Source organism: Amycolatopsis sp. FU40 (genome assembly GCF_021903635.1).
Lineage (GTDB): Bacteria > Actinomycetota > Actinomycetes > Mycobacteriales > Pseudonocardiaceae > Amycolatopsis > Amycolatopsis dendrobii.
On the sequence record NZ_CP091381.1, the window covers coordinates 4,582,888 to 4,605,739 of the forward strand.

A 22,852-nucleotide genomic window follows, 5' to 3' on the forward strand; every position below is an offset into this window, starting at 1 on the left:
ATGACGACGGCGGAACCGGCGGCCGACGCGGCTGTCGACAACCTGGCCGCCTTGGAGTCCGAGGCCATCCACATCTTCCGCGAGGTCGCGGGCGAGTTCGACCGGCCGGTGATCCTGTTCTCCGGCGGCAAGGACTCGACGCTGATGCTGCACCTGGCGATCAAGGCCTTCTGGCCCGCGCCGGTGCCGTTCCCGCTGCTGCACGTGGACACCGGGCACAACTTCGACGAGGTCCTGGAGTTCCGCGACCGCGTCGTCGAAAAGCACGGGCTGCGCCTGGTGGTCGCGAAGGTCCAGGACTGGATCGACGACGGACGGCTCGAGGAGCGCGCCGACGGCCTGCGCAACCCGCTGCAGACCACGCCGTTGCTCGAGACGATCGCGGAGAACAAGTTCGACGCGGTCTTCGGCGGCGGTCGCCGCGACGAGGAACGGGCACGGGCGAAGGAGCGGATCTTCAGCCTGCGCAACGCTTTCGGCCAGTGGGAGCCGCGCAGGCAGCGGCCGGAGCTGTGGAACCTCTACAACGGGCGGCACCGTCCGGGCGAGCAGGTCCGCGTGTTCCCGCTGTCCAACTGGACCGAAGCCGACGTGTGGAACTACATCGCGCGGGAAAAGGTCGAGCTGCCTTCGATTTACTACGCCCACCAGCGCGCGGTCTACCAGCGCGACGGCATGTGGCTCAGCGAGGGCCCGTGGGGCGGGCCGCGTCCCGGCGAGGACGTGCGCGAGCTGAGCGTGCGCTACCGGACCGTCGGCGACGGTTCCTGCACCGGCGCGATCGAATCCACGGCGTCCACCGTGGAGGAAGTCATCGCCGAGGTACAGGCTTCGCGGCTCACCGAACGCGGCGCCACCCGCGCCGACGACCGGATGTCCGAGGCGGCCATGGAAGACCGCAAACGGGAGGGCTACTTCTGATGTCGAGCCTGCTGAGGCTGGCCACCGCGGGCAGCGTGGACGACGGGAAGTCCACGCTGGTCGGGCGGCTGCTGTACGACACCAAGTCCGTCCTGGCCGACCAGCTCGACGCGGTCACCCGCGCGTCTGTCGACAAAGGACTGTCCACTCCGGACCTGTCGCTGCTCGTCGACGGCCTGCGCTCGGAGCGCGAGCAGGGCATCACGATCGACGTCGCGTACCGCTATTTCGCCACGCCGAAGCGGTCGTTCGTGCTCGCTGACACCCCGGGGCACGTGCAGTACACGCGCAACACGGTCACCGGCGCGTCCACCGCGCAGCTCGCGGTACTGCTGGTCGACGCGCGCAACGGCGTGGTCGAGCAGACCCGGCGGCACGCGGCCGTGCTGGCGCTGCTCGGCGTGCCGCAGCTGGTGCTGGCGGTGAACAAGATCGACCTCGTCGGCTACGACGAGAACACCTTCGGCGTCATCGCCAAGGAGTTCACCGCGCACGCGGAATCGCTGGGCTATGACTCGGCGTCCGTCGTCACCATTCCGGTTTCCGCGCTGGTCGGCGACAACGTCGCCACCCGGTCGGAGAAGACTCCGTGGTACGACGGCCCGTCGCTGCTGGAGCACCTCGAAAACGTGCCGGTGGCACCGGATCCGCACGATTCCGCGCTGCGGTTCCCCGTGCAGTACGTGATCCGCCCGCGCACCGCCGAGTACCCGGACTATCGCGGCTACGCCGGCCAGATCGCTGCCGGAACGGTGCGTCCTGGAGACGAGATCGTCGTGCAGCCGCAAGGGATCCGCAGCCGGGTCGAGCGGATCGACACCGCGGACGGTCCGCTGGAAGAGGCAGGCGCCGGAACCTCGGTGACCCTGTTGCTCGCCGACGACATCGACATCAGCCGAGGCGACCTGATCGCGGCCGCCGACGCGCCGCCGGAAGTCACCGACGAGATCACCGGCACGCTGTGCTGGCTGTCGTCGAAGCCGCTCAAGACCGGCGCGCGGGTGCTGATCAAGCACGGCACCCGGACCGTGCAGGGGCTCGCCGCCGAGTTGCACGCCCGGTTCGACGAGCAGACTCTGTCCAGTGTGGACTCGCCGGGAAGCCTGGAGCTCAACGACATCGGCAGTGTCAGCCTGCAGCTGGCCGAGCCGCTGCCGGTGGACGACTACGGCGTGAGCCCGCGCACCGGCGCGTTCCTGGTCATCGACCCGAAGGACGGCGACACCCTCGCCGCCGGACTCGTCGGCGAGCGGTTCTCGTGACGCCACCCCTGGTCGCCGTCGCGCACGGCAGTCGTGACCCCCGCTCCGCCGCGACGGTGCGGGCGCTGGTCGACGTCGTCCGTGCGCAGGCACCGGGGCTGGACGTGCACGAGTCGTTCCTCGATCTGTCGGAGCCGCGCGTCACGGACGTGCTGCGCGGGCTTTACGCACAGGGGCACCGATCCGCGGTCGTCGTCCCATTGTTGCTGGGCAGCGCTTTTCACGCCCGGGTCGACCTGCCCGCGCTGGTCGACGAGGTGGCCGCGGAGTGCCCCGGGTTCCGGATCAAGGTCTCGGACGTGCTCGGCGCCGGCCCGGCCCTCGAAGCCGTCGCCCTGGACCGGATCGCCGGAGCCCGCCGCAGCAGCGGAACCGGAGTGCTGCTGAGCGCTGTCGGTTCCTCGAACCCCGAGGCCAACGCTGTCGTCGCCGGGGTGGCCGCACGCTGGGAAAAGCAGCTCGGTCTGCCGGTGAACGAGGCGTTCGCGAGCGCCGCCCAGCCGGACATCCCGGCCGCCGCGGCCCGGCTGCGCGACCGCGGCGTGCGGCATCTCGTGGTGGCGTCGTGGTTCCTGGCCCCCGGCCTGCTGCCAGACCGGATCGCGTCGCTGGCCCGCGAGGCCGATCCGGACGCGTTCATCGCCGAACCGCTCGCGGACGACCCGCGCGTGGCAGACGTGGTGATCGGCCGGTACGCCGCCGCGATTTCCGGGCTGCTGCGGACCGCCGCCTGACCGTCACACCGGGCAGCCCGCGCCGGTCGCCCGCAGCGAGGCCTCCCACAACCGCTTCTGCAGGTCGGCGTCGTGCGAACGCGCGCTGGACTGGACCAGCTCGGGGTAGCCGCGGATCTCGAAAAGCCCGCCGGGGCCGTAGTACTCGCCGTTGCTCGCGGCGGGATCGGCCGCCGCCCGCAGCGTCGGCAACGCACCCATCGCAGGCGTCCGCCCGAATAGTCGCGCGATCGCCAGGTTCGCACCCCGGAAAGCTGCCGACGAGTGCCGGAAGATCTCCGTGGCCGCCCCGCCGGGATGCGCGGCCAGCGAGACGGTTTCGGTGCCACGCAAGCGTTTCGCGAGTTCATAGGCGAACAGCAGATTGGCGAGTTTCGACGCCGGATACCCGCTGGCCGCCTTCAGGTCGTCCGGGTCGATCCGGCCGAACCGGTGCGCGATGCTGCTGACCGTCACCACGCGGGACCCCGCCACGTCCAGCAGCCGGTCGAGCAGCAGCGCCGTCCACGCGAAGTGGCCGAGGTGGTTGACCCCGAACTGCATCTCGAACCCGTCCGCGGTCCGGCCGGGCGCATTGGTCACGCCGGCGTTGTTGATCAGCAGGTCGATCCGGTCGTGCCGGCCGCGCACCTCGTCGGCTGCCTCGCGGACGGAGTCCAGCGACGCCAGGTCCAGCCGGACGACCTGGGTTTCCCGGCCGATCCGGCGAGCCGCGTCCTCCGCTTTCCCCGGATCCCGGCAAGCCAGCACGACGCGAGCGCCGCGGTCAGCCAGCGCGCGGGCTGTTTCGAAGCCGATGCCGGTGTTCGCTCCGGTGACCACCGCGACGCGGCCCTTCTCTAACCTGAACCACTCGTTCATGTTGTATAGTGAACCATCAGTTCATCTTCATCGGCAAGGAGCGGCAGTGCGGGCAGACGCGGCGCGGAACCGGGCGGCGATCCTCGCGTCCGCACGAACCCTGCTGATCGCTCGCGGACCCGACGCCGGAATGGACGAGATCGCCGCCGACGCCGGGGTCGCCGTCGGCACGCTCTATCGGCATTTCCCGGCCAAACAGGATCTGGTGCGCGAGATCGCGGAAGACCTCGGTGCCGCGATCGCCGAGGTGCTCGACAAGGCGGCCGCCCGCGTCGCCGCCGATCAGACTGCCGCGGCGGACGAACTTCTCGATCTCATCCGCCGGGTCGTCGTCGATCTCGGCGAAGAACGCCTTCTCCGCGCCGCACTCTCGAATCTCTCTCCCGAACCGCTCCAGACGATGCGCGAGCACGCCGCCAAAACGATCGAATCCCTGATCGCCGCCGCCCACCGCGACCACGCGCTGCGGCCGGGAATCTCCGCGGACGACGTCGGCCTGCTCCTCGCCGCCTCGCCGGGCGCGGACGTTCCGGAGCCCGCCCGGGAGCGATGGACCGAACTGGCCTGGCTCGCCCTGTCGGACCACAGCCGGTAGACCCGAACGGCCGATCAGGCCACTCCTACCGCCACAAGGTGAGCTCTATTCACATTTTCCGTCACGGTGCGCTGCTGTGAACGGTCAATCCTTGACGCGCTACTTAACTTGCCGGTAACTCTCTAATCGCTGCGCAGCTTTCTCTCTCCCCCGTGAAACCCGCAGGTAGGAGCACACAGATGAAAGCACCTCACTTTTACCGGCTGGCCGCGCTGACGGCGGTCGCCGCCCTTCCGCTCGCCCTCGCGGCCCCGGCGTCCGCCGCGACCGCGATCACCTTCGACTGCCAGGCCGACGCACCGGTGGTCGGCCCGCAGCAGGTGTCGCTCACCCAGAACGCCGACGTCACCGCACCCGCGACGGTCGCCCCCGGCGGGGCGTTCGACGTCGTCATCGACCCCGCGCCCAACACCGTCCCGAGCGACGTGGGCGGCAACAAGGTCAAGAACATCAACACCTTCGCGCTGAAGTTCCCAGTCCCGGCGAACTCGACCTACGTCAGCGCCGACCTCGCCGGCGGCTCCGGCCTCGGCGACACCCCGCCGACGATCAGCGTCGCCGACGGCGTCGCGACCCTGAGCTTCCCCGGCCCGATCGCCGGCGGTTCGACCTTCGAACTGCCGACCGTCACCGCGCACCTCAAGGCAGGCGACTCCGGCAAGATCGAGACGAAACTGTCCGGCACCAGCTACAGCGACCCCGGCCTGACCTTCAAGGCCGTGGCCAGCAGCATCATCGGCGACGTCACCGCGCCGACGGCGTGCTTCCCCAACCCGAGCCCGGTTTTCACCACCACGACCATCGGCTGACCCGGACCGCGGCCACCCGCTGCGCCCGGGTGGCCGCGCCCGGCTCACGGGAGCAACAGTCCCCAGTAGACCGCCCACGGCACGAACACCAGTCCCGCCACGAGCGGTGCGACCGCCCCGCGCCGCCGGCCCGGGTTTCTCAGCCCGGTTGCGGTCACCGCCAACGCGACCACGGTCGCGACCGCCAGCGCTTGCACTGCCAGCCACGGCAACGGCCGCCCGAGGAACACCGGTCCGAGATCCTTCATCCCGGACAACTGGGCCCAGCCGAGCATTCCGACGAAACCGGCGACCGTCGCCGTCCCGAGTCCGGCCAACCACCGCGACGACCTGGTCCCCCGGCGACGCATCAGCGCGACCACGCCGCCGACCGCGAAGCCTCCGAGCAGCAGCGCGAGCGCGATCCCTTGCGCCCAAACAGATTCCCACCAGGACAACGGCCTGAGCGCTTCCGTTGGCCGCTGCGTGAAGGCCGCGGTCTCGACATGGCCGCCCCGCCGATCCGCCAGCCACTCCGCGACCGCCGCCGGATAGCCAGGCACGACCCGAGGCAGCCGGTCGAACCCGGCGTCGCTGGTCGCGTACAGATCCGGCCCGCCACCGGTGACGAACCGGATCGTGTGGTTCGGGTGTCCTGCCAGCGCGTCCGCGAAAATCCGCGAACTCTCGACCGGCACGTGGTTGATGTCGAGGTCGCCCCACAACGCCAGGATCGGCTGCTTCAGTCGTCGCAGCACCGGCACCGGGTCGTAACCGGCCTCGGGGAACAATCCGGATCCGACCGCGAACCGCGTCCCCTGCACGGGCAACGCCCTCAGCAACGAACCGGAAATCCCTTGGTGGCGAAGGACATTGCCCCAGTACCACGAGGTTTGCCGCGCTCCGCCCCACCCGGACCCGCCGACCGTGATCACATACGAGATGTCCGGTGCCCGCGTCGCGGCGAGCGGCGCGACCCACGCGCCCTCGCTGACTCCCCAGACGCCGACCTCCGCGGCTCCCGACCGCGCCCGCAACGCGCGGACCGCCGAGACCAGATCGTCCGCCAGCACGCCGTAATCGCGCTGGGTCTTGGAATAGCCGCTGGCACGCCGGTCGTAGACGAGTGTCGTCACGCCGAGCCGCGTGAACATCTCGGCCTGCGCGCGGAGGTTGTCCCGCGTCCGCCAGTCCGACCCGCCTTGCAGGACGATCGCGGACTTCGCCGGCCCGTCCGGCCGGAATACCGTGCCGTGCAACGTGATTCCGCCCGCGCCGGCGAAACTGACCTCCGCGGACGGCTGTGCTTGTACCGGCTGGGCGGTCGGCAGGACCGAGCCCAGCACGAGGATCGCGGCGGCGAGCCGCGATTTGCCCCAGGGCAGCATGAAGTGTTCTCCTTGCTTCGGGAGATCGTGCGACGTTTTCCCTCGTTCCTGGGTGCCGAGTGGCCGCTCGGCACCCAGGGCCTTCCTCCGGTTCAGTCCCGGGCGGCCTCCTCTCCGCCCGGCGCCGGGAACGCGAGCATCCGCGTCTCGACCCGGCGCGCCCCCTCCGGCGTCTCGCCGTCCGGCCGCTGATACCGCCGCAGCAAGGCGAGATATGCCTCGAAGAAATCCCCCAGCTCGTCCAGCGTCACGGTGATCGCGCCGCGCGAGTACGGAATCGCGTCCGCCCACTCCCCCAGCTGCGGCCGCTCGCGCTCGAACCGTTCGTACAGGTCGGTGTCGCCCGCGAGCCACAGCCGGTGCAGTTCGCCGATCGCCGCTTTCGCCGGATCGTCTTCGGCAGGCGGCAACCGCAGGTCGTGCGGCACGGCGCGCCACCAGCGCTCCCGCCCGCGCGCGCGTTCGGGAAGCTCCTCGACGAACCCGTTCTCCGCCAGCACCCGCAGGTTGTAGCTGGTCCCGCCGCTGGTCACGCCCAGCCGCTCGGCGAGCGTCGTCGAGGTCGCCGGTCCGGACGCGGCCAGCAGCTCGAGAATCCGCTGCCGCAACGGGTTCGCGAGCGCCTTGAGGGCCTTCAGGTCAGCGGGACGGTGTTCTGCCATGCCCCCAAGGTAGCGGTGCACGAGTTTTGATGCACGAGTTTTCGTGCATCAACTTCACCCCCGCTCCCCGCGAGGCGGTGTGCGAAAGTGTCAGGCATGGCTGACGAACTGGTGCACTACGAGGTGGCGGCCGGCATCGCCACGATCACCCTGGACTCCCCGCACAACCGCAACGCGCTGTCGGCGCAGCTGCGGCGGGAACTGAGCGAGTCGCTGAACAAGGCCCGCGAGGACGACGCGGTGCGCGTGGTGCAGCTGACCCATACCGGCCCGGTCTTCTGCGCGGGCATGGACCTGAAGGAAGCCCGCGGCGCCGGTTCGTCCGACCAGGGCGTGAACGAGTTCCCGCGGATCCTGGACCAGCTGTGGACGAGCCCGAAACCGGTCGTCGCGCGCCTGGCGGGCCCGGCTCGCGCGGGCGGCATCGGCATGGTCGCCGCGTGCGACATCGCGGTGGCGGTCCCGGAAGCGACCTTCGCCTTCTCCGAGGTCCGGATCGGCGTCATCCCGGCGGTCATCAGCCTCACGGTGCTCCCGCGGCTGACCGCCCGGGCCGCGCACGAACTCTTCCTGACCGGCGACGTCTTCGACGCGAAGCGCGCGGTGGAGATCGGCCTGCTGAACGCCTGCGTTCCGGCGGAAGACCTGGACAAGACGGTCGAGGGCTACCTCAAGTCGCTGACCCTCGGCGGCCCGAAGGCCTTGGCCGCCACGAAGGAACTGCTGGCCCGCCCGCGTCCGGCGACCCCGGCCGAAGGCTTCGCCGACATGAACGCCCTGTCCGCGGGCTTCTTCGCGAGCGAAGAAGGACAGGAAGGCATCCAGGCTTTCGCGCAGAAGCGCAAGCCGAACTGGGTCCCGCAGGACTGACGCTGTCCGGGAGGGGAACCCGGAAGGACTCTGATTCCGCCAGGGTTCCCCTCACCGCCCGTTAAGCGTCCACCAGCACCAAGGTCAGCCGCCGGTCACCGGAGCCCATGGCCCGCTGCGCGTCCGACAACACGCTCCGCACCGCCAGGTACGCCTTGGGCTCGGCCGCCTTCAATCCGTCCGACCCGGCCCAGATCAGCACGTGCTCGCCGGTCGGCAGCCACGACAAATCCGTGAGCATGTCGTACAACGCGTCCAGATTCCGCCCGAAATAAGACGGAAAAGAAAGCGCCTCGCCGATCGCGTCCAGCGCCGACAGCTTGTCCAGCGTGCGCGTTCCGTCGACCCGATGCGGGTAAGCCCCGCGCGCGAACGCCGCGTCCGCCGCGGCCTGCGCCGTCTCCCCGCTCACCGCGCGGGATCCACAACGACGAACGACGCGTAATGGTCCGCTGTGTAATACAACTCTTTCCCCGCCCCCGTGATCAGCCTGCGCGCCCCTCGGTCCGGGCTGCCCGGCGTTTTCACGGTGTATTCGTGGTAATAGCCGTTCTTCTCCGCGGGAAGCTTTTTCTCCCGGTTCTGGAAGACGACGTCGTCATTGCGCGGATACGGGTAGGGCCCGCCCTTTTCAATCAGGTTCCACGTGTCCTTCGCCTGCGAAGGCAGCGAGGACAACGGTTTGACCGGCAGCTTCGAGTCCGCTCCCGGCACCTTCCCGGAGGCGGCGGCGGGAGCGCCCGACGAGGACGACGGCGCCGGCGAATCCGAGGAGCCGGCGGTTTCCTTGACGAGCCACCCGCCGAGCACCAGCACGAGGAGACCGACGAGCGCAGCGGTGATCCGCCTACGGTTGACCATGGTGTGCCAGCTTAGGAGCGGCCGGGACCGTCGTCGTCACGGGCCGTGCCGAACCGGCGGCCGAAGCGCTCCACCAGCTTGTCGATGGCCCACGCGGCGAGCAGGCACAGCGGCACGAGCACCGCCATCACCAGCACGAACTGCACGGGGAACCAGGCTTGGGCGAGCCACAGCTCGACCCCGTCCCACCAGTTGGCCAGGCCTTCGAACACGAATGTGAGCCTACGCGCGCTCCCCTGCGCCGGGTCGCGCAGGGGAGGTAGGTTGCTGCCATGTTCGCCGTATACGCGCAGGAACCCAACGCCGAGTCCCCGCTCGATTCGCTGGTCGTCGGCGAGCGGCCGGAACCCGAGGCGCCCGAAGGCTGGGTCCGGGTGCACGTCAAAGCCGCCAGCCTGAACATGCACGACCTGTGGACCTTGCGCGGCGTCGGCATCAAGCCCGACCAGTTCCCGATGATCCTCGGCTGCGACGGCGCGGGAACGCTCGACGACGGCACCGAGGTCGTGCTGCACTCGGTGATCAACGCGCCCGGCTGGCAGGGCGACGACACGCTCGACCCGAAGCGCACCCTGCTCACCGAAAAGCACCAGGGCACGTTCGCCGACCAGGTCGTGGTCCCGGCCCGCAACGCGGTGCCGAAGCCGGCCGGACTGAGCTTCGCCGAGGGCGCGACGATGGGCACCGCGTGGCTCACCGCGTACCGGATGCTGTTCGTGAAGTCGGGTCTGCGGCCCGGCCAGACGATGCTGGTGCAGGGCGCGTCCGGCGGGGTGTCGACCGCGCTGATCGCGCTCGGCCGCGCGGCCGGGTTCCGCGTGTGGGTCACCGGGCGGAGCGAGGAGAAGCGCGCGCTGGCCGAGAGCGTCGGCGCGCACCAGACGTTCGAATCCGGCGCACGGCTGCCGGAGCGGGTGGACGGCGTGTTCGAGACGGTCGGGAAGGCGACCTGGGGGCACACGCTGAAGTCGCTGAAGCCGGGCGGCGTGGTCGTGGTGTCCGGCTCGACCAGCGGCCCCGACCCCTCAGCCGACCTGCAGCGGGTGTTCTTCCTGCAACTGCGGGTCCTCGGCTCGACCATGGGCACCCGCGACGAGCTGGCCGACCTGCTCGCCTACCTCGACCTGAAGGGCATCAAGCCGCAGATCGGCACCGAGCTCCCCCTCACGGAGGCCCCCGCGGGATTCGCCGCGATGGCCGCCGGGGAGACCGCGGGCAAGATCGTTTTCACCCGCTGAAACCAGTCGCACCGCGCTGGCCTGGGCTTTTCACGTTCAGTGAGCTCGGGCCAGCGCTTTTACCTGTTCTCCGGTGAATCGTCAACACCCCAGCTTTGCAATCAGATAGTGACCCCCAAAGTTCCACCAGAACTCGACCTTGGGCGGTTAACCTGGAGAACATGACCGCGACGCAGCGGCCCGCCCCGGCCGGCCGGGGCGGCCGGCACCCCAGCGAACCGGAGCCGATCCGGGAATCCTTCCGGCGGTTCGCCGGCATGCGCACGCGCGTGCTGGAGGTCGGCCCGCCCGTCGCCGAGGCTCCCGCACCCAAGCGCACGCGCCGCAAGGGCGCCGAGAAGCCGCGCGCTCCCCGGCTCGTGTTGCTCCACGGGTATTGCGACAGTGCCGACACGTGGCGTCCGGTACTCGGAGAACTAGCCGCCGAGGGCATCGCCGCGATCGCCGTCGACCTCCCCGGCTTCGGCGAGGCGCAGCCGCTGCGCCCCGGCCCGATGCTGCCGCAGCTCGACGCCTTCACCGCCGCGGTAGTGCGAGAGCAGGCCGTGCTCGGCCCGGTCGTGCTCGCGGGCAACTCGCTCGGCGGCACGATGAGCCTCCGCGCGGCGCAGAACCACCGGCTGCCGACCAACGGCGTGGTGTCGATCGCCGCGCCGGGTTTCGTCGACTCGTGGCTGGTGCGCACGGTCGGGCGCAATCCGCTGCCGCTGCGGCTGTACTCCTCGCTTCCGTTGCCGGTGCCGGGTTTCCTGGTTCGCGCGGTCGCCGAACAGCTCGTGCCGCGGATCCTCTACGCCGACTCGCGCCAGGCGGACGCGGGCCAGGTCCGGCGGTTCACCACGCTCTTCCCCGACTACCGGGCCACCACGTCCCGGCTCGAAGAGGCCCGGCAGCTCGTCGCGGAGCTGGCCGACGCGTACCGGCTCGACCAGATCAAGATCCCGCTGCTCGCGGTCGCGTGCGGCAAGGACAAGCTGGTGACGGCCGCGTCCGGGCGGAAGCTGCACACCCTGGTGCCGCACAGCAGGCTCGTGGTGCGCGAGGACTGGGGCCACTGCCCGCAGCTGGACGACCCGGCCGAGGTCGCGGAGCTGCTCACGTTCTTCGCCGCGGGCGCGGTCCGCTCGGCCGCGCGCCCGGCGCCCACGGTCAGCGATGTCGAGGACAACTCCGCGACCGGGTGACGCAGGCTGCCGAGATCGTCACACTATGGAGTCGGTGACAGGCGCGGCGCCTCCGGGTACGGTGCCCTGCCAGGGCCCGGAACCCGGGTCCTGCGAACCACCAGTCTGAGGAGACATCGATGTCAGCTCCGCGCGGCCCTAACCTGGGCTCCGGGTCCGGGATCTTCCGGCGGAAGCCGATCGAAACCATCGAGCACACCGGGGAAAGCGGCCTGCAGCGCACGCTCGGCCTGCGGCAGCTGACCGCGATCGGCGTCGGCGGCATCATCGGCGCGGGCATCTTCTCGCTCGCCGGTGCGGTCGCGAACAAGACCGCGGGCCCGGCCGTGCTGATCTCGTTCCTGATCGCGGGCATCGCGAGCGCCGCGGCGGCGTTCTCCTACGCGGAATTCGCCGGTCTCATCCCGCGCGCGGGTTCGGCTTACACCTACGGCTACGCGGTGCTCGGCGAGATCGTCGGCTGGTTCATCGGCTGGGACCTGCTGCTGGAGTACACGGCGATCGTGTCCGTGGTCGCGATCGGAATCTCCGGCTACTTCAACGATTTGCTGGGCTTCCTGCACGTGTCCTTGCCGAACTGGATGGCCGGCGCACCCGGTACAGAACCAGCGGGCGTCGCGGCAGGCTCCTACAAGGTCAACCTGTTCGCGGTGCTGCTCTGCCTGCTGATCGCCTTCATTCTCAACCAGGGCATGAAGAACGCGGCGCGCTTCGAAACGCTGCTGGTGTACCTGAAGGTCGGCCTGGTGCTGCTGGTGATCGTGGTCGGCGCCTTCCACATCCAGAGCGGCAACTACAGCAACTTCTTCCCGTTCGGCCTGAGCGGCGCTTTCACCGGCGCGGCAACGGTGTTCTTCGCGGTCTTCGGCTACGACGCCATGTCCACCGCGGCGGAGGAGTCGCAGGACTCGCAGAAGCACATGCCGAAGGCGATCATCTACTCGCTGGCGATCTCGATGGTGCTGTACGTGCTGGCCTGCCTGGTCCTGACCGGCATGGTGAAGTACACCGACATCAACCCGGAAGCGGCCTTCTCGAGCGCGTTCGCGAAGGTCGGCCTCGGCTGGCTGGGCGCGATCATCGCGGTGGGAGCCATCATCGGCATCCTGACGGTCTTGTTCACATTCCTGATGGGCGCGACGCGCGTGGGCTACTCGATGAGCCGCGACGGCCTGCTGCCAAAGTGGTTCTCGAAGACCCATCCGGTGCGCAAGGTGCCTTCGCGCATCACCTGGATCCTGGGCGGCGCTTCGGCGTTGATCGCGGGCGTGCTCCCCATCGGCGAGGCCGCGGAACTGACGAACATCGGCATCCTGCTGGCCTTCGTGGTCGTCTGCATCGCGGTGATCGTGCTGCGCTACAAGCGCCCCGACCTGCCTCGCACGTTCAAAACTCCGGGCATGCCGGTGGTCCCGGTCATCGGCGTGGTGTTCTCGATCTGGCTGATCACGTTCCTGAAGCCGGAAACCTGGCTGCGCTTCGCGATCTGGTTCGCGATCGGCATGGTGATCTACTTCGCCTACGGCAAACGCCACTCCGCCATGGAGCGCGGCGCGGACGCTGGCGACGGGGAGTCCGGCGGAGTCAAGTCCACTTCGGACTGAGCTCTTCGACCGGATCGAACGGGTTGTGACGCGGGGGACGCCGTTGGTGGCGTCCCCCGCGTTTTCTTTGCGCTGCTGGTGAACTCGCTTCACCGGCCAGGTTCGCTCCGAAAACTCCGGAGCACGGCGCGGCCGGCACTGAGGCGATGCCTTGGTCCCGTGCACAATCGGGCACCGTTTCCGGTCCACCCGCGCGCACCGCCTCCGCGCTCGCCGCACGCGACCAGATCACGCATGGCGACTCGAGCCGGACTGCCACCGGGCCAGTATTCGAAACGCCGCCCGCGGCCACGCTGAACCTCAGTGCAGCCAGCAGCCGGGCCGCACGACCAGAGCGCGGCAACCGGCCAACCCGCGGTGTTCCCGGCCTCTCGTCACAGCGGGCATCGCACCGTCGCGACCCCAGCCCTCGCCGAAGCCAGACGCCTCAGCGCAACCGATCGAGCCGTTCCGCCGCCGCCTTTGCCTCGGTGCGCAGGCGGGCCACGATCGAGGCCGCTGAACCGTCACCGGCGAGCGGGTACGTCTGGCCCGCCCACAGCGACATCGCCTCCGGGTCACCGGCTTTGGCAGCCGCCGCGCGGACCGGTTTGCTCAGGTGGTGCAGTTGCGGGTACGCGGCTGGCGCGTCGGCGGAGAGGTCGCTCAGGACGCGGTTCACCATGCCCCGCGCCGGACGTCCGCTGAACGCGCGCGTGAACGCTGTCGTCCGGCCGGCTTCGGCGAGCGCGCGGCGTTGGGTGTCGCCGGTGCCGGCTTCCGTCGCGAGCAGGAAAGCCGTGCCCAGCTGCGCCGCCGACGCACCGGCGGCCAGCACCGCCGCGACGTCGGCGCCGTGGACCAGTCCCCCGGCCGCGATCAACGGCAGGCTCGTGCGCGCGCCGAGCAGCCGCAGCAGTGCGAGCAGGCCGTATTCCTCGCCGCCGGCCGGGCTGCCCGAGTCGTCGGTGAACAGGCCGCGGTGTCCGCCGGCTTCGAAGCCCTGCACAACCAGCGCGTCGGCTCCGCGCGCGGCGGCGAGGTCGGCTTCCTCCGGGTTCGTGACGGTGACCGCGACCTTGCCGCCCGCCTCGTGGATCCGCTGCACCTCGGCGGACGTCGGCGCGCCGAAGGTGAACGACACCACCGGAACCCGGTGCCGCACGACGAGGTCGAGTTTCGCCGGGTACTCGTCGTCGTCCCACACCGCGTCGCCGAGTTCGACGCCGTAGCGGACGGCTTCGGCCAGCAACCGTTCGCGGTGCGCGCTGAGATCGGCCACCGACCGGCCGCCGGGGACGAACAGGTTCACGCCGAACCGGCCGCTGGTGAGGTCGGCCGTGTGCGCGATCCGGGCGTCCAGCGTCTCCGGGCTGAGGTAGCCCGCGGCGAGGAAACCGAATCCGCCCGCGGCCGTGACGGCGCCGACCAGCTGCGGAGTCGTCGGCCCGCCCGCCATCGGAGCCACGATCACCGGGAACTCGAGATCATCGAACATGTCCCCGAGCCTAGTGCCGCACCGGAAATGCGCCGGGCCGCCGCCGCGTTGCAGAAGAGCATGACGGCAACCCTGGAACAGCTCCGCGCGCTGACGGTGGAGGAGAACGGCCTCGCCACCGTGGCCACGACCCGCGCCGACGGCACCGTGCACGCGTCCGTCGTGAACGCGGGCCTCCTGGACGACCCGGTGACCGGCAAGCCGAGCGTGGGCTTCGTCGCCGTCGGCGGCGCGCGCAAACTCGCCCTGCTGCGCCGCAACGGCCACGCGACCGTGACGTTCCGCCGCGGCTGGCGCTGGCTCTCGGTGACCGGCCCGGCCCGCCTGATCGGCCCGGACGACCCCGACCCCGCCTTCCCCGCCGACGGCCTCCCGCCCCTGCTGCGCGAGGTGTTCCGAGCCGCCACCGGCACCCACGACGACTGGGCGGAGTACGACCGCGTGATGGCCGCCGAACGCCGGGCCGCGGTGTTCGTGGAGGTCGGCAAGATCATCGGGAACGGCTGAGCCGACCCCGGTGCTGCGCGCACGAGCGGTTCGGCTCATCCCCTCCCGGCAAGCGCCTCGGGCACCACCCGGACCGGAAACGGCCGCCGCGCTTCGAAGACCTCTGCGCCCGCGGCTTTGGCGATCCGCTGGTAACAGCCGTCTTCGTCGAGTTCGAACACGGTCAGTTCGGGTGCGACGGGGTCGATCACCCAATAACTCGGCACTCGCAGCCGCTCGTAGACCGCTTTCTTGGTGTTCAGATCATGGATCGCCGTGCTCGGAGACAGAATCTCGACCGCGAGCACCGGGGGTGCCGGCAGGTCCTTGGCGGTGAAGTCTTCGCTCCAGCCCACCAACACATCCGGTTGCAGCTCCACCCGATCGCCGACGTGCACCGCGAACGGCGCGCCCAGGACGTCGAACTCCGGCGGGCAAGCGGCCTCCAGCACGTGATAGAGCCGGTATCCGATCTTCTGATGGCGGTATCCGGGCGCCGGAGTCACGAGCAGCGCCCCATCGATGAGTTCGTAACGGCGGCCATCATCCGGCATCCCCTCAAGGTCCCGCACTGTCATGGGACCGGACCCGGGCGGATTCTGGCTCTCCATCATGACCGTCATGGTGCTCTCCTTTCCCTGTTCGCGCCAGAGAATCCCTGTCAGCAATTGAGGACACCACCCGCCACCGACAAAAAACGGCGGCCCCGGAAACCCGGAGCCGCCGTTCACCCGAAGGTGGTGCTACTTCTTGTTCTTCCCGTTGTCCTCAGTGGACAGTGCCGCGACGAAGGCCTCCTGCGGCACTTCCACCCGGCCGACCGTCTTCATCCGCTTCTTGCCTTCCTTCTGCTTCTCCAGCAGCTTTCGCTTCCGCGAAATGTCGCCGCCGTAGCACTTGGCGAGCACGTCCTTGCGGATGGCGCGGATCGTTTCGCGCGCGATGATCCGCGAGCCGATCGCCGCCTGGATCGGGACCTCGAACTGCTGCCGCGGAATCAGCTCGCGCAGGCGGGTCGCCATGCGGTTTCCGTACGTGTAGGCAGCGTCCTTGTGCACGATCGCGGAGAACGCGTCCACCGTCTCGCCCTGCAGCAGGATGTCGACCTTCACCAGGTCCGCCACCTGCTCGCCGGACTCCTCGTAGTCGAGCGACGCGTAGCCGCGCGTGCGCGACTTCAGCGTGTCGAAGAAGTCGAAGATGATCTCCGCCAACGGGATCGTGTAGCGCAGCTCGACGCGGTCCTCGGACAGGTAGTCCATGCCCAGCAGGGTGCCGCGCTTCGCCTGGCACAGCTCCATGATCGTGCCCACGAACTCCGACGGCGCGAGGATGCTCACCTTGGACACCGGCTCGTGCACTTCGGAGATCTTGAGCCCGCCCGGCCAGTCCGACGGGTTCGTGACGACGACCTCGCTGCGGTCCTCCAGCACCACGCGGTACACCACGTTCGGCGCGGTCGAGATCAGATCGAGGCCGAACTCGCGCTCCAGCCGGTCCCGGGTGATCTCCAGGTGCAGCAGGCCGAGGAAGCCGCAGCGGAAGCCGAAGCCCAGCGCGACCGACGTCTCCGGCTCGTAGGTCAGCGCGGCGTCGTTGAGCTGCAGCTTCTCCAGCGCCTCGCGCAGCTCGGGGTAGTCCGAACCGTCCACCGGGTACAGCCCGGAGAACACCATCGGCTTCGGTTCGCGGTACCCGGCGAGCGGTTCCGTCGCGCCGTGCCGCTCGGACGTCACGGTGTCGCCGACCTTCGACTGGCGCACGTCTTTCACGCCGGTGATCAGGTAGCCGACCTCGCCGACGCCGAGTCCCTTGCTGGCCTTCGGCTCCGGCGAGATGATCCCGACCTCGAGCAGTTCGTGCGTCGCGCCGGTCGACATCATCTTGATCTTCTCGCGCGGCGTGATCTTGCCGTCCACCACGCGGATGTACGTCACGACGCCGCGGTAGGTGTCGTAGACCGAGTCGAAGATCATCGCGCGGGCGGGCGCGTCCGCGTCGCCCACCGGCGGCGGGACCTGGCGCACGCATTCGTCCAGCAGCTCGGTCACGCCCATGCCGGTCTTCGCCGACACGCGCAGCACGTCCGAGGGCTCGCAGCCGATGATGTGCGCGATCTCCGCCGCGTACTTCTCCGGGTCCGCCGAGGGCAGGTCGATCTTGTTCAGCACCGGGATGATGTGCAGGTCGTTCTCGAGCGCGAGGTACAGGTTCGCGAGCGTCTGCGCCTCGATCCCCTGCGCGGCGTCGACCAGCAGGATCGCGCCCTCGCACGCCTCCAGCGCCCGCGAGACCTCGTAGGTGAAGTCCACGTGGCCGGGCGTGTCGATCAGGTGCAGGACGTGGTCCTTGCCGTCCACCTGCCAGGGCAGCCGGACGTTCTGGGCCTTGATCGTGATGCCGCGTTCCCGCTCGATGTCCATGCGGTCGAGGTACTGCGCGCGCATGGCTCGCTCCTCGACGACGCCGGTCAGCTGCAGCATCCGGTCCGCCAGCGTCGACTTGCCGTGGTCGATGTGGGCGATGATGCAGAAGTTGCGGATCAACTCCGGCGGCGTGAAGGTGGTGTCGGCGAACGTCTTGGGCGCTGTCACTCGGGCTGTCCTCGGGATGGTGGGGGATGTCCGTACCCCATCGTCCCATGGACCTCCGGGTGCGGGTGGGGGTCATCCCCGATGCGGCCCCGCGCGACTCGTGATGACCTCGAAGCATGAGCACTTCACCCTCCCCCTCGCCGCCCGGTCCCGGCGTCCTCGACGCCGCCCTCGACCGGGCCTTCGGCCATCCCAGCGGGCTGCTGGGCAGGCTCGGCGGCAAGCTGATGGCGATCGGCAACGCCGCGACCGAGCACCGCGTCGTCGGCCTCGCCCGCCTCGAACCCGACGAGACCGTGCTCGTCATCGGCCCCGGCCCCGGAGTCGGCCTCGACGCGGCGAGCAAACTCGCCGGCGAGGTGATCGGCGTCGAACCCTCCCCGCAGATGCGCGAACTCTGCACGGACCGCTGCGGAGACCGCGCCGAGGTGCGCGCGGGCAGCGCGGCCCGGACCGGTTGCGCGAACGCGTCCGCGGACGTCGTGCTGACCGTGAACAACGTCCAGTTCTGGGAAGACCGCCCGGCGGCCTTCGCCGAACTGTTCCGCGTGCTGCGGCCGGGCGGGCGGCTGCTGCTTTCGGCGCACGAGAAGTGGCTTCCGGTGACGCGGCACGAACTGGCCGGCGAAGCCGCCGCCGCGGGATTCACCGACCTGCAGACCTGGACCTGGGACCCGCCGGGGTTCGCCGCGCTCGCCGCCCAGCTCCGGGCCGTGAAACCGGCCTAGCGCTGGTCGCGGCGCAACGGATGGTCCTCCGGGACCTCGACGAGCACGATCCGCAGCCCGTCCGGGTCGGCGATCCACGCCTCGTCGGTGCCCCACGGCTCGCGCCGGGCCTCGCGCACCGGTTCGACCCCGCGTCCGGCGAGTTCGGCCAGCGTCGCCGGGAGATCGCGGACCTGGAGGAAAAGATTGACGTCCGGACCGGGCCCCGCCTCGCCCGTGCCGACCACCTCGATCGACCCGCCGCCGGCGAAGAACCGCGTGCCGCCGGGGAACTCGCGCTCGATCGCGAGGCCGAGGGCATCGCGGTAGAACGCGGTGGACACCTCGTGGTCGCGGGGGTGGATCAGCACCCGGCTGCTCAGTACGTCCATGGCTCCTGCCTACCCGAGCGGCTCAGGCGACCGCAATCGCAGCGATCCCGGCCAGCACCACCAGCGATCCGGCGAGGCGGCGGACCGCGTTGCGCTCGCGGAGCACGAGCCAGGCCGCGACCCCGCCGAAGACGATCGACAACTCGCGCGCCGGCGCGACGAGGCTGACCGGCGCGATCCGCAGGGCGTACAGGACGAGCAGGTATCCGGCGGGCGAAGCGAGCCCGACGATCAGCACCTCGCGCCGGTGGTCCCGCCACAGCCGCTTGACCTCGGACCGGCCGCGGGCGGCGGACGGCGCGAGCAGGATGCTCTGGCCGATCGCGCCGCCGCCGAAGTAGACGAGCGGAGGCACGCCGAGCGACGTGACCGAGTGCGCGTCCCAGAGCGTGTAAGCCGCGATGACCGTTCCGGTGGCGACGCCGTAAAACACTCCGGCACGGCGAGCGTTCGCGTCGCCGCTGCTGCCGCCGACGCTGATCACCAGCACTCCCGCGACGACGAGGAAGGCACCGACCAGCCCGAGCACGCCGGGCCGTTCGCCGAGGACCGTGACAGCCACGAGCACCGACACCAGCGGCCCGGTGCCGCGGGCCAGCGGGTAGACGATCGACAGGTCGCCGACCTCGTAGCCGCGCTGCAGCACGATCCCGTACACCACGTGCAGCACCGCGGTGCCCAGCGCGGCGAACAGCCACGTCCATTGTGGACGCTCCGGTTCGACTGCCAGCGCGACCGCGATCGCCGGGAGCATCGCTGCGGCAGAAACCGTGTAGTAGAGCCAGACGAATCGCGGACCGCCGCCGGAAACCCGTTTGGCGGCGAGGTTCCACGCGGCGTGCACGACGGCGGCGACGAGGACCATGGCGAGGGCAGAGGTGTTCATCTGCGACCCTTTCAGGTTTTCAGCGCACGCTGAAGACCGGGTCCTCCAGGCTTTTGTCCCGTCAGATGAACGGCAGGGCTCGGTGTCCCGCCGAAGGTGCCGCTCGGACCAGGCCCGCCCGCCCTCGTTGTCTTTCGCGACCCGCTCCGCGGGACCACGGGCAGGCGACGGAACCCTAGGCACTACCGAGATCCACCGTAACCGAGCCGCGGACGGAACGCCGAACGGTTGCCGGCTCCGGGGCCGTCTCCAGCGCCGCGAGCAGGGCTGTTAAGATTTTCGACTGTTGCCGTGCGGCATTCCGTCAGGGAGGAAACCCGGCAGTCCCTCGGGACTGATCCGGAGCCACACGAAACGCGGCAGCGACCTTCACCGAGTGAAAGAGGAACGCCTCCATGGCCAACATCAAGTCGCAGGTCAAGCGCATCACGACGAACGAGAAGGCGCGGCAGCGCAACCTGGCGATCCGGTCCTCGGTGAAGACCGCGATCCGCAAGTTCCGCGAGGCCGCCGACGCCGGTGACAAGGACAAGGCCCTCGAACTGCAGCGCGACGCCGCTCGCAAGCTCGACAAGGCCGTCACCAAGGGCGTCATCCACGCCAACCAGGCCGCGAACAAGAAGTCGGCTCTCGCGAAGCGCGCGAACCAGCTCTGAGCGCAGTCTTTCCGGAAGGCCCGGCGGCTTTGGCTGCCGGGCCTTTTCCGTGTGCTGAGCAGGGGACGGCTCCGGCTCCGGCTCCGGCTCCGGCTCCGGCTCCGGCTCCGGCTCCGGCTCCGGCTCCGGAGGAACGGTCGCGGCGGCAGGCGCCTTGAAACTCAGCGGTCTCCCTTGGCCGCGACCACGTCGAGGACCGCGCGCTGCAGCGCGTAGTTCGCATCGGCCGCCGCGCCCTTGACCTCGGCGTTCAGCCGCGCCACGACGCGCATCGCGGTCGCCAGGCCGTCCTGGCCCCAGCCGCGGGACTGCCCTTGCGCCTTGCGGATCTTCCACGGCGGCATGCCCAGTTCGCCCGCCATCTGGTTCGGGTTGCCGCGCCCGGCCGCGGACACGCGAGCGATCGTGCGGACCGCGTCGGCCAGCGCGTCGGCCACCAGGACGTGCGGGACGCCCAGCTGCATCGCCCACTGCAGCGACTCCATCGCGGCTGCCCGGTCGCCCGCGACGGCCTTCTCAGCCACCGCGAAGCCGGTCACGTCGGCGCGTCCGGTGTGGTAGCGGCGGACCGCCTGCTCGTCGACGACTCCCCCGGTGTCGGCGACCAGCTGCGTCGCCGCCGAGGACAGCTCGCGCAGGTCCGAACCGACCGAGTCGAGCAGCGCCATCAGCCCCGCGGCGTCGATCTTGCCGCCCGCTCGGCGCACCTCGTTGCGGACGAACGCCTCGCGCTCGGCCGGCTTGGTGAGCTTGGGGCATTCGGTGATTTCCGCGCCCGCTTTTTTCAGCGCGCCCGGCAGTGCCTTGGCAGCCTTGCTCCGCCCGCCGCCGCTGTGCACGACCACGAGGACGATGCCGTCGGCGGGTGCCTTCACGTATGCGAGGACCGCGTCGGACAGCTCCTGCGAGATGTCCTGCGCCGACTCCAGCACGATGACGCGCCCCTCGGCGAACAGCGAAGGGCTCACCAGCTCGGCCAGCACGGGCGGTGTGAGATCGGACACCCGCATGCGCGTGAGGTCCGCCGTCGGGTCCGCGGCCTTGGCCGCGTCGAGAGACGCTCGCACAGCCCGTTCGATGAGCAGTTCTTCCTCGCCCGTGACGAGGTGCAGCGGCGCGGGTGCGGTGGTCACCCGGCCATCTTCTCACCCGGCCGCCGGGCCGTCCGCTCCGGTGATGTGGGCCGCCTCCGTGGCACGAGCTGATCGGGATGTCGTACGGTGTAGCCGAGGACGCGCCCACCGGCGCTCCGACAACCGAATACCGCTCATCCAGAGGGGCAGAGGGAACGGCCCGACGAAGCCCCGGCAACCGGCGTACAGCCTGTCATCCCGCGATCGCGGGGTAGCTGACGACCACGGTGCCAATTCCGGCCCGCTTCGGCGGGGCAGATGAGGAAAGGAACCTCGCGATGACTGCAGCCCTCAGCGCCACCTCCGCCAACAAGACGATCGACCTCGGTCCGGCCGTCGAACTGGTGTCGAAGGAAGAAGGGCACCGGCAGCCGCTCGCTCCGGAATTCGTCTCCGTCGAAGACTTCTCGCCGCTCGAGGTCGCCTACGACTTCGGCCGCGTCCGCCGCGAGGACATCGAGGCGGGCCCGCGCAACATCTGGCGTTACAAGAAGCTCCTTCCCGTCCCCTCGACCGTCGAGGAGACTCCGAACACCGAACCCGGCTGTACCAGGCTCGTCCGCGCCGACCGGCTCGCGAAGGAACTCGGCCTCAAGCGCGTGTGGGTCAAGGACGACACCGGCAACCCGACGCACTCGTTCAAGGACCGCGTGGTCGCCGTCGCGCTCGCCGCCGCCCGCGAGTTCGGTTTCGAGGTCCTCGCGTGTCCGTCGACCGGCAACCTGGCCAACGCGACCGCCGCCGCGGCGGCCCGCGCCGGCTGGCGGTCGGTCGTGCTGATCCCGAAGAGCCTCGAACGCGCGAAGATCCTCACCACCGCCGTCTACGACGGCGACCTGATCGCCGTCGACGGCAACTACGACGACGTGAACCGGCTCGCCACCGAACTGGCCGCCGAGCACCCGAAGTGGGCGTTCGTGAACGTCAACGTCCGCCCGTACTACTCCGAGGGCTCGAAGACGCTCGCCTACGAGGTCGCCGAGCAGCTCGGCTGGCGCATCCCCGAGCAGATCGTCGTGCCGATCGCCTCCGGTTCCCAGCTCACCAAGGTGGACAAGGGTTTCCGCGAACTGGGCCAGCTCGGTCTCGTGGACGCCAGCCCGTACAAGGTCTTCGGCGCACAGGCCACCGGCTGCTCGCCGGTCTCCACCGCGTACCGCAACGGCCACGACGTCGTCCAGCCGGTCAAGCCGGACACGATCGCCCGCTCGCTCGCGATCGGCAACCCGGCCGACGGCCCGTACGTGCTCGACGTGGTCAACCGCACCGGCGGCGCGATCGAGGACGTCACCGACGAAGAGGTCGTCGAAGGCATCCGGCTGCTCGCGCGCACCGAAGGCATCTTCACCGAAACCGCGGGCGGCGTCACCGTGGCGACCGCGAAGAAGCTCGTCGAAACCGGCAAGCTCGACCCGGACGCCGAAACCGTCCTCCTCATCACCGGCGACGGCCTCAAGACCCTCGACGCGGTCGAGAACCACATCGGCCCGAAGGCCACCGTGCCGCCGTCCGCCGAAGCCGTCGCCAAGGCGCTCGGCTACTGACGCACCGGC

Annotated in this window: 25 protein-coding genes and 1 riboswitch; of the genes, 13 read left to right on the forward strand and 12 right to left on the reverse strand. The window is 70.0% G+C overall.

Annotated features, from left to right (window positions below; all coding sequences use genetic code 11):
- Genes cysD through L3Q65_RS21905 form a run of 3 tightly spaced genes read left to right on the forward strand, consistent with a single transcriptional unit; the run spans nucleotide 1 to nucleotide 2,917 of the window.
- Complete coding sequence (gene cysD, locus L3Q65_RS21895; protein WP_182894198.1) at nucleotides 1–921, forward strand: sulfate adenylyltransferase subunit CysD; 921 nt, start codon at nucleotides 1–3, stop codon at nucleotides 919–921.
- Nucleotides 921–2,183 (forward strand): sulfate adenylyltransferase subunit 1, encoded by a 1,263-nt coding sequence (locus L3Q65_RS21900; protein WP_237600676.1) that lies wholly within the window; start codon nucleotides 921–923, stop codon nucleotides 2,181–2,183. Before cysD ends, L3Q65_RS21900 begins: the two co-directional genes overlap by 1 nt.
- Nucleotides 2,180–2,917: a sirohydrochlorin chelatase gene (locus L3Q65_RS21905; protein WP_237600677.1), complete on the forward strand. Its 738-nt coding sequence runs from the start codon at nucleotides 2,180–2,182 to the stop codon at nucleotides 2,915–2,917. Before L3Q65_RS21900 ends, L3Q65_RS21905 begins: the two co-directional genes overlap by 4 nt.
- A gap of 3 nt (nucleotides 2,918–2,920) precedes the next feature.
- On the opposite strand, the gene L3Q65_RS21910 is transcribed toward L3Q65_RS21905, so the two are convergent.
- Nucleotides 2,921–3,778 carry an oxidoreductase gene (locus L3Q65_RS21910; protein WP_237600678.1) on the reverse strand — a complete coding sequence of 286 codons (858 nt, stop codon included), beginning with the start codon at nucleotides 3,776–3,778 and terminating at the stop codon, nucleotides 2,921–2,923.
- Nucleotides 3,779–3,824: 46 nt separating this feature from the next.
- On the opposite strand from L3Q65_RS21910, the gene L3Q65_RS21915 reads away from it, so the two are divergent.
- Entirely contained in the window at nucleotides 3,825–4,373 is a 549-nt protein-coding gene (locus L3Q65_RS21915) for a TetR/AcrR family transcriptional regulator (RefSeq protein WP_237600679.1), read from the forward strand.
- Between the two features lie 179 nt (nucleotides 4,374–4,552).
- On the forward strand, nucleotides 4,553–5,182 hold the full coding sequence (locus L3Q65_RS21920) for a cyclase (RefSeq protein ID WP_237600680.1): 630 nt from the start codon (nucleotides 4,553–4,555) through the stop codon (nucleotides 5,180–5,182).
- Between the two features lie 44 nt (nucleotides 5,183–5,226).
- Here L3Q65_RS21920 and L3Q65_RS21925 read toward each other — a convergent pair whose 3' ends face one another.
- Nucleotides 5,227–6,549, reverse strand: coding sequence for a S9 family peptidase (locus L3Q65_RS21925; RefSeq protein ID WP_237600681.1), 1,323 nt, complete (start codon nucleotides 6,547–6,549; stop codon nucleotides 5,227–5,229).
- Between the two features lie 92 nt (nucleotides 6,550–6,641).
- Complete coding sequence (locus L3Q65_RS21930; protein ID WP_182894192.1) at nucleotides 6,642–7,211, reverse strand: transcriptional regulator; 570 nt, start codon at nucleotides 7,209–7,211, stop codon at nucleotides 6,642–6,644.
- A 96-nt stretch (nucleotides 7,212–7,307) separates the two neighbouring features.
- On the opposite strand from L3Q65_RS21930, the gene L3Q65_RS21935 reads away from it, so the two are divergent.
- Nucleotides 7,308–8,081 (forward strand): enoyl-CoA hydratase-related protein, encoded by a 774-nt coding sequence (locus L3Q65_RS21935; protein ID WP_182894191.1) that lies wholly within the window; start codon nucleotides 7,308–7,310, stop codon nucleotides 8,079–8,081.
- Nucleotides 8,082–8,142: 61 nt separating this feature from the next.
- Here L3Q65_RS21935 and L3Q65_RS21940 read toward each other — a convergent pair whose 3' ends face one another.
- From L3Q65_RS21940 to L3Q65_RS21950, 3 genes are read right to left on the reverse strand one after another with little or no spacing between them, the layout of a single operon-like run.
- Nucleotides 8,143–8,493, reverse strand: coding sequence for a barstar family protein (locus L3Q65_RS21940; protein WP_182894190.1), 351 nt, complete (start codon nucleotides 8,491–8,493; stop codon nucleotides 8,143–8,145).
- Nucleotides 8,490–8,942 carry a ribonuclease domain-containing protein gene (locus tag L3Q65_RS21945; protein WP_182894189.1) on the reverse strand — a complete coding sequence of 151 codons (453 nt, stop codon included), beginning with the start codon at nucleotides 8,940–8,942 and terminating at the stop codon, nucleotides 8,490–8,492. The genes L3Q65_RS21940 and L3Q65_RS21945 overlap by 4 nt, the downstream gene beginning before the upstream one ends.
- A gap of 11 nt (nucleotides 8,943–8,953) precedes the next feature.
- On the reverse strand, nucleotides 8,954–9,154 hold the full coding sequence (locus L3Q65_RS21950; protein ID WP_182894188.1) for a hypothetical protein: 201 nt from the start codon (nucleotides 9,152–9,154) through the stop codon (nucleotides 8,954–8,956).
- A 60-nt stretch (nucleotides 9,155–9,214) separates the two neighbouring features.
- Here L3Q65_RS21950 and L3Q65_RS21955 point away from each other — a divergent pair, with 60 nt between their 5' ends.
- The 3 genes from L3Q65_RS21955 (at nucleotide 9,215) to L3Q65_RS21965 (ending at nucleotide 12,968) form a co-directional block, all read left to right on the forward strand.
- Nucleotides 9,215–10,180, forward strand: coding sequence for a zinc-binding dehydrogenase (locus tag L3Q65_RS21955; RefSeq protein ID WP_182894187.1), 966 nt, complete (start codon nucleotides 9,215–9,217; stop codon nucleotides 10,178–10,180).
- A gap of 161 nt (nucleotides 10,181–10,341) precedes the next feature.
- Entirely contained in the window at nucleotides 10,342–11,364 is a 1,023-nt protein-coding gene (locus L3Q65_RS21960; protein WP_237600682.1) for an alpha/beta fold hydrolase, read from the forward strand.
- Nucleotides 11,365–11,483: 119 nt separating this feature from the next.
- On the forward strand, nucleotides 11,484–12,968 hold the full coding sequence (locus tag L3Q65_RS21965) for an amino acid permease (protein ID WP_182894185.1): 1,485 nt from the start codon (nucleotides 11,484–11,486) through the stop codon (nucleotides 12,966–12,968).
- Between the two features lie 427 nt (nucleotides 12,969–13,395).
- Here the strand turns inward: L3Q65_RS21965 and L3Q65_RS21970 are convergent, their stop codons facing one another.
- Nucleotides 13,396–14,445, reverse strand: a complete 1,050-nt coding sequence (locus L3Q65_RS21970) for a nitronate monooxygenase family protein (protein WP_237600683.1) — start codon at nucleotides 14,443–14,445, stop codon at nucleotides 13,396–13,398.
- A 60-nt stretch (nucleotides 14,446–14,505) separates the two neighbouring features.
- On the opposite strand from L3Q65_RS21970, the gene L3Q65_RS21975 reads away from it, so the two are divergent.
- Nucleotides 14,506–14,952 carry a pyridoxamine 5'-phosphate oxidase family protein gene (locus L3Q65_RS21975; RefSeq protein ID WP_237600684.1) on the forward strand — a complete coding sequence of 149 codons (447 nt, stop codon included), beginning with the start codon at nucleotides 14,506–14,508 and terminating at the stop codon, nucleotides 14,950–14,952.
- A gap of 35 nt (nucleotides 14,953–14,987) precedes the next feature.
- On the opposite strand, the gene L3Q65_RS21980 is transcribed toward L3Q65_RS21975, so the two are convergent.
- Together L3Q65_RS21980 and lepA are read right to left on the reverse strand one after the other, a co-directional pair.
- Nucleotides 14,988–15,554 carry a Uma2 family endonuclease gene (locus tag L3Q65_RS21980; protein ID WP_237600685.1) on the reverse strand — a complete coding sequence of 189 codons (567 nt, stop codon included), beginning with the start codon at nucleotides 15,552–15,554 and terminating at the stop codon, nucleotides 14,988–14,990.
- Nucleotides 15,555–15,674: 120 nt separating this feature from the next.
- Nucleotides 15,675–17,525 carry a translation elongation factor 4 gene (gene lepA, locus L3Q65_RS21985; RefSeq protein ID WP_182894181.1) on the reverse strand — a complete coding sequence of 617 codons (1,851 nt, stop codon included), beginning with the start codon at nucleotides 17,523–17,525 and terminating at the stop codon, nucleotides 15,675–15,677.
- A gap of 116 nt (nucleotides 17,526–17,641) precedes the next feature.
- Between lepA and L3Q65_RS21990 the strand changes: the two genes are divergently transcribed.
- Nucleotides 17,642–18,253 carry a class I SAM-dependent methyltransferase gene (locus tag L3Q65_RS21990; RefSeq protein WP_237600686.1) on the forward strand — a complete coding sequence of 204 codons (612 nt, stop codon included), beginning with the start codon at nucleotides 17,642–17,644 and terminating at the stop codon, nucleotides 18,251–18,253.
- Here the strand turns inward: L3Q65_RS21990 and L3Q65_RS21995 are convergent.
- Together L3Q65_RS21995 and L3Q65_RS22000 are read right to left on the reverse strand one after the other, a co-directional pair.
- Nucleotides 18,250–18,624 (reverse strand): VOC family protein, encoded by a 375-nt coding sequence (locus tag L3Q65_RS21995; protein ID WP_009081033.1) that lies wholly within the window; start codon nucleotides 18,622–18,624, stop codon nucleotides 18,250–18,252. The genes L3Q65_RS21990 and L3Q65_RS21995 overlap by 4 nt on opposite strands.
- A 22-nt stretch (nucleotides 18,625–18,646) precedes the next feature.
- Nucleotides 18,647–19,510 (reverse strand): DMT family transporter, encoded by an 864-nt coding sequence (locus tag L3Q65_RS22000; RefSeq protein WP_237600687.1) that lies wholly within the window; start codon nucleotides 19,508–19,510, stop codon nucleotides 18,647–18,649.
- Between the two features lie 395 nt (nucleotides 19,511–19,905).
- Between L3Q65_RS22000 and rpsT the strand changes: the two genes are divergently transcribed.
- A complete protein-coding gene (rpsT, locus tag L3Q65_RS22005) occupies nucleotides 19,906–20,166 on the forward strand; it encodes a 30S ribosomal protein S20 (RefSeq protein ID WP_182894178.1) in 261 nt (86 codons plus the stop codon).
- A 161-nt stretch (nucleotides 20,167–20,327) separates the two neighbouring features.
- On the opposite strand, the gene holA is transcribed toward rpsT, so the two are convergent.
- Nucleotides 20,328–21,299 (reverse strand): DNA polymerase III subunit delta, encoded by a 972-nt coding sequence (holA, locus tag L3Q65_RS22010; protein ID WP_182894177.1) that lies wholly within the window; start codon nucleotides 21,297–21,299, stop codon nucleotides 20,328–20,330.
- Between the two features lie 131 nt (nucleotides 21,300–21,430).
- Nucleotides 21,431–21,564: riboswitch (SAM riboswitch) on the forward strand.
- Nucleotides 21,565–21,577: 13 nt separating this feature from the next.
- On the opposite strand from holA, the gene thrC reads away from it, so the two are divergent.
- Nucleotides 21,578–22,843 (forward strand): threonine synthase, encoded by a 1,266-nt coding sequence (thrC, locus tag L3Q65_RS22015; RefSeq protein WP_237600688.1) that lies wholly within the window; start codon nucleotides 21,578–21,580, stop codon nucleotides 22,841–22,843.
- Nucleotides 22,844–22,852 lie beyond the last annotated feature (9 nt).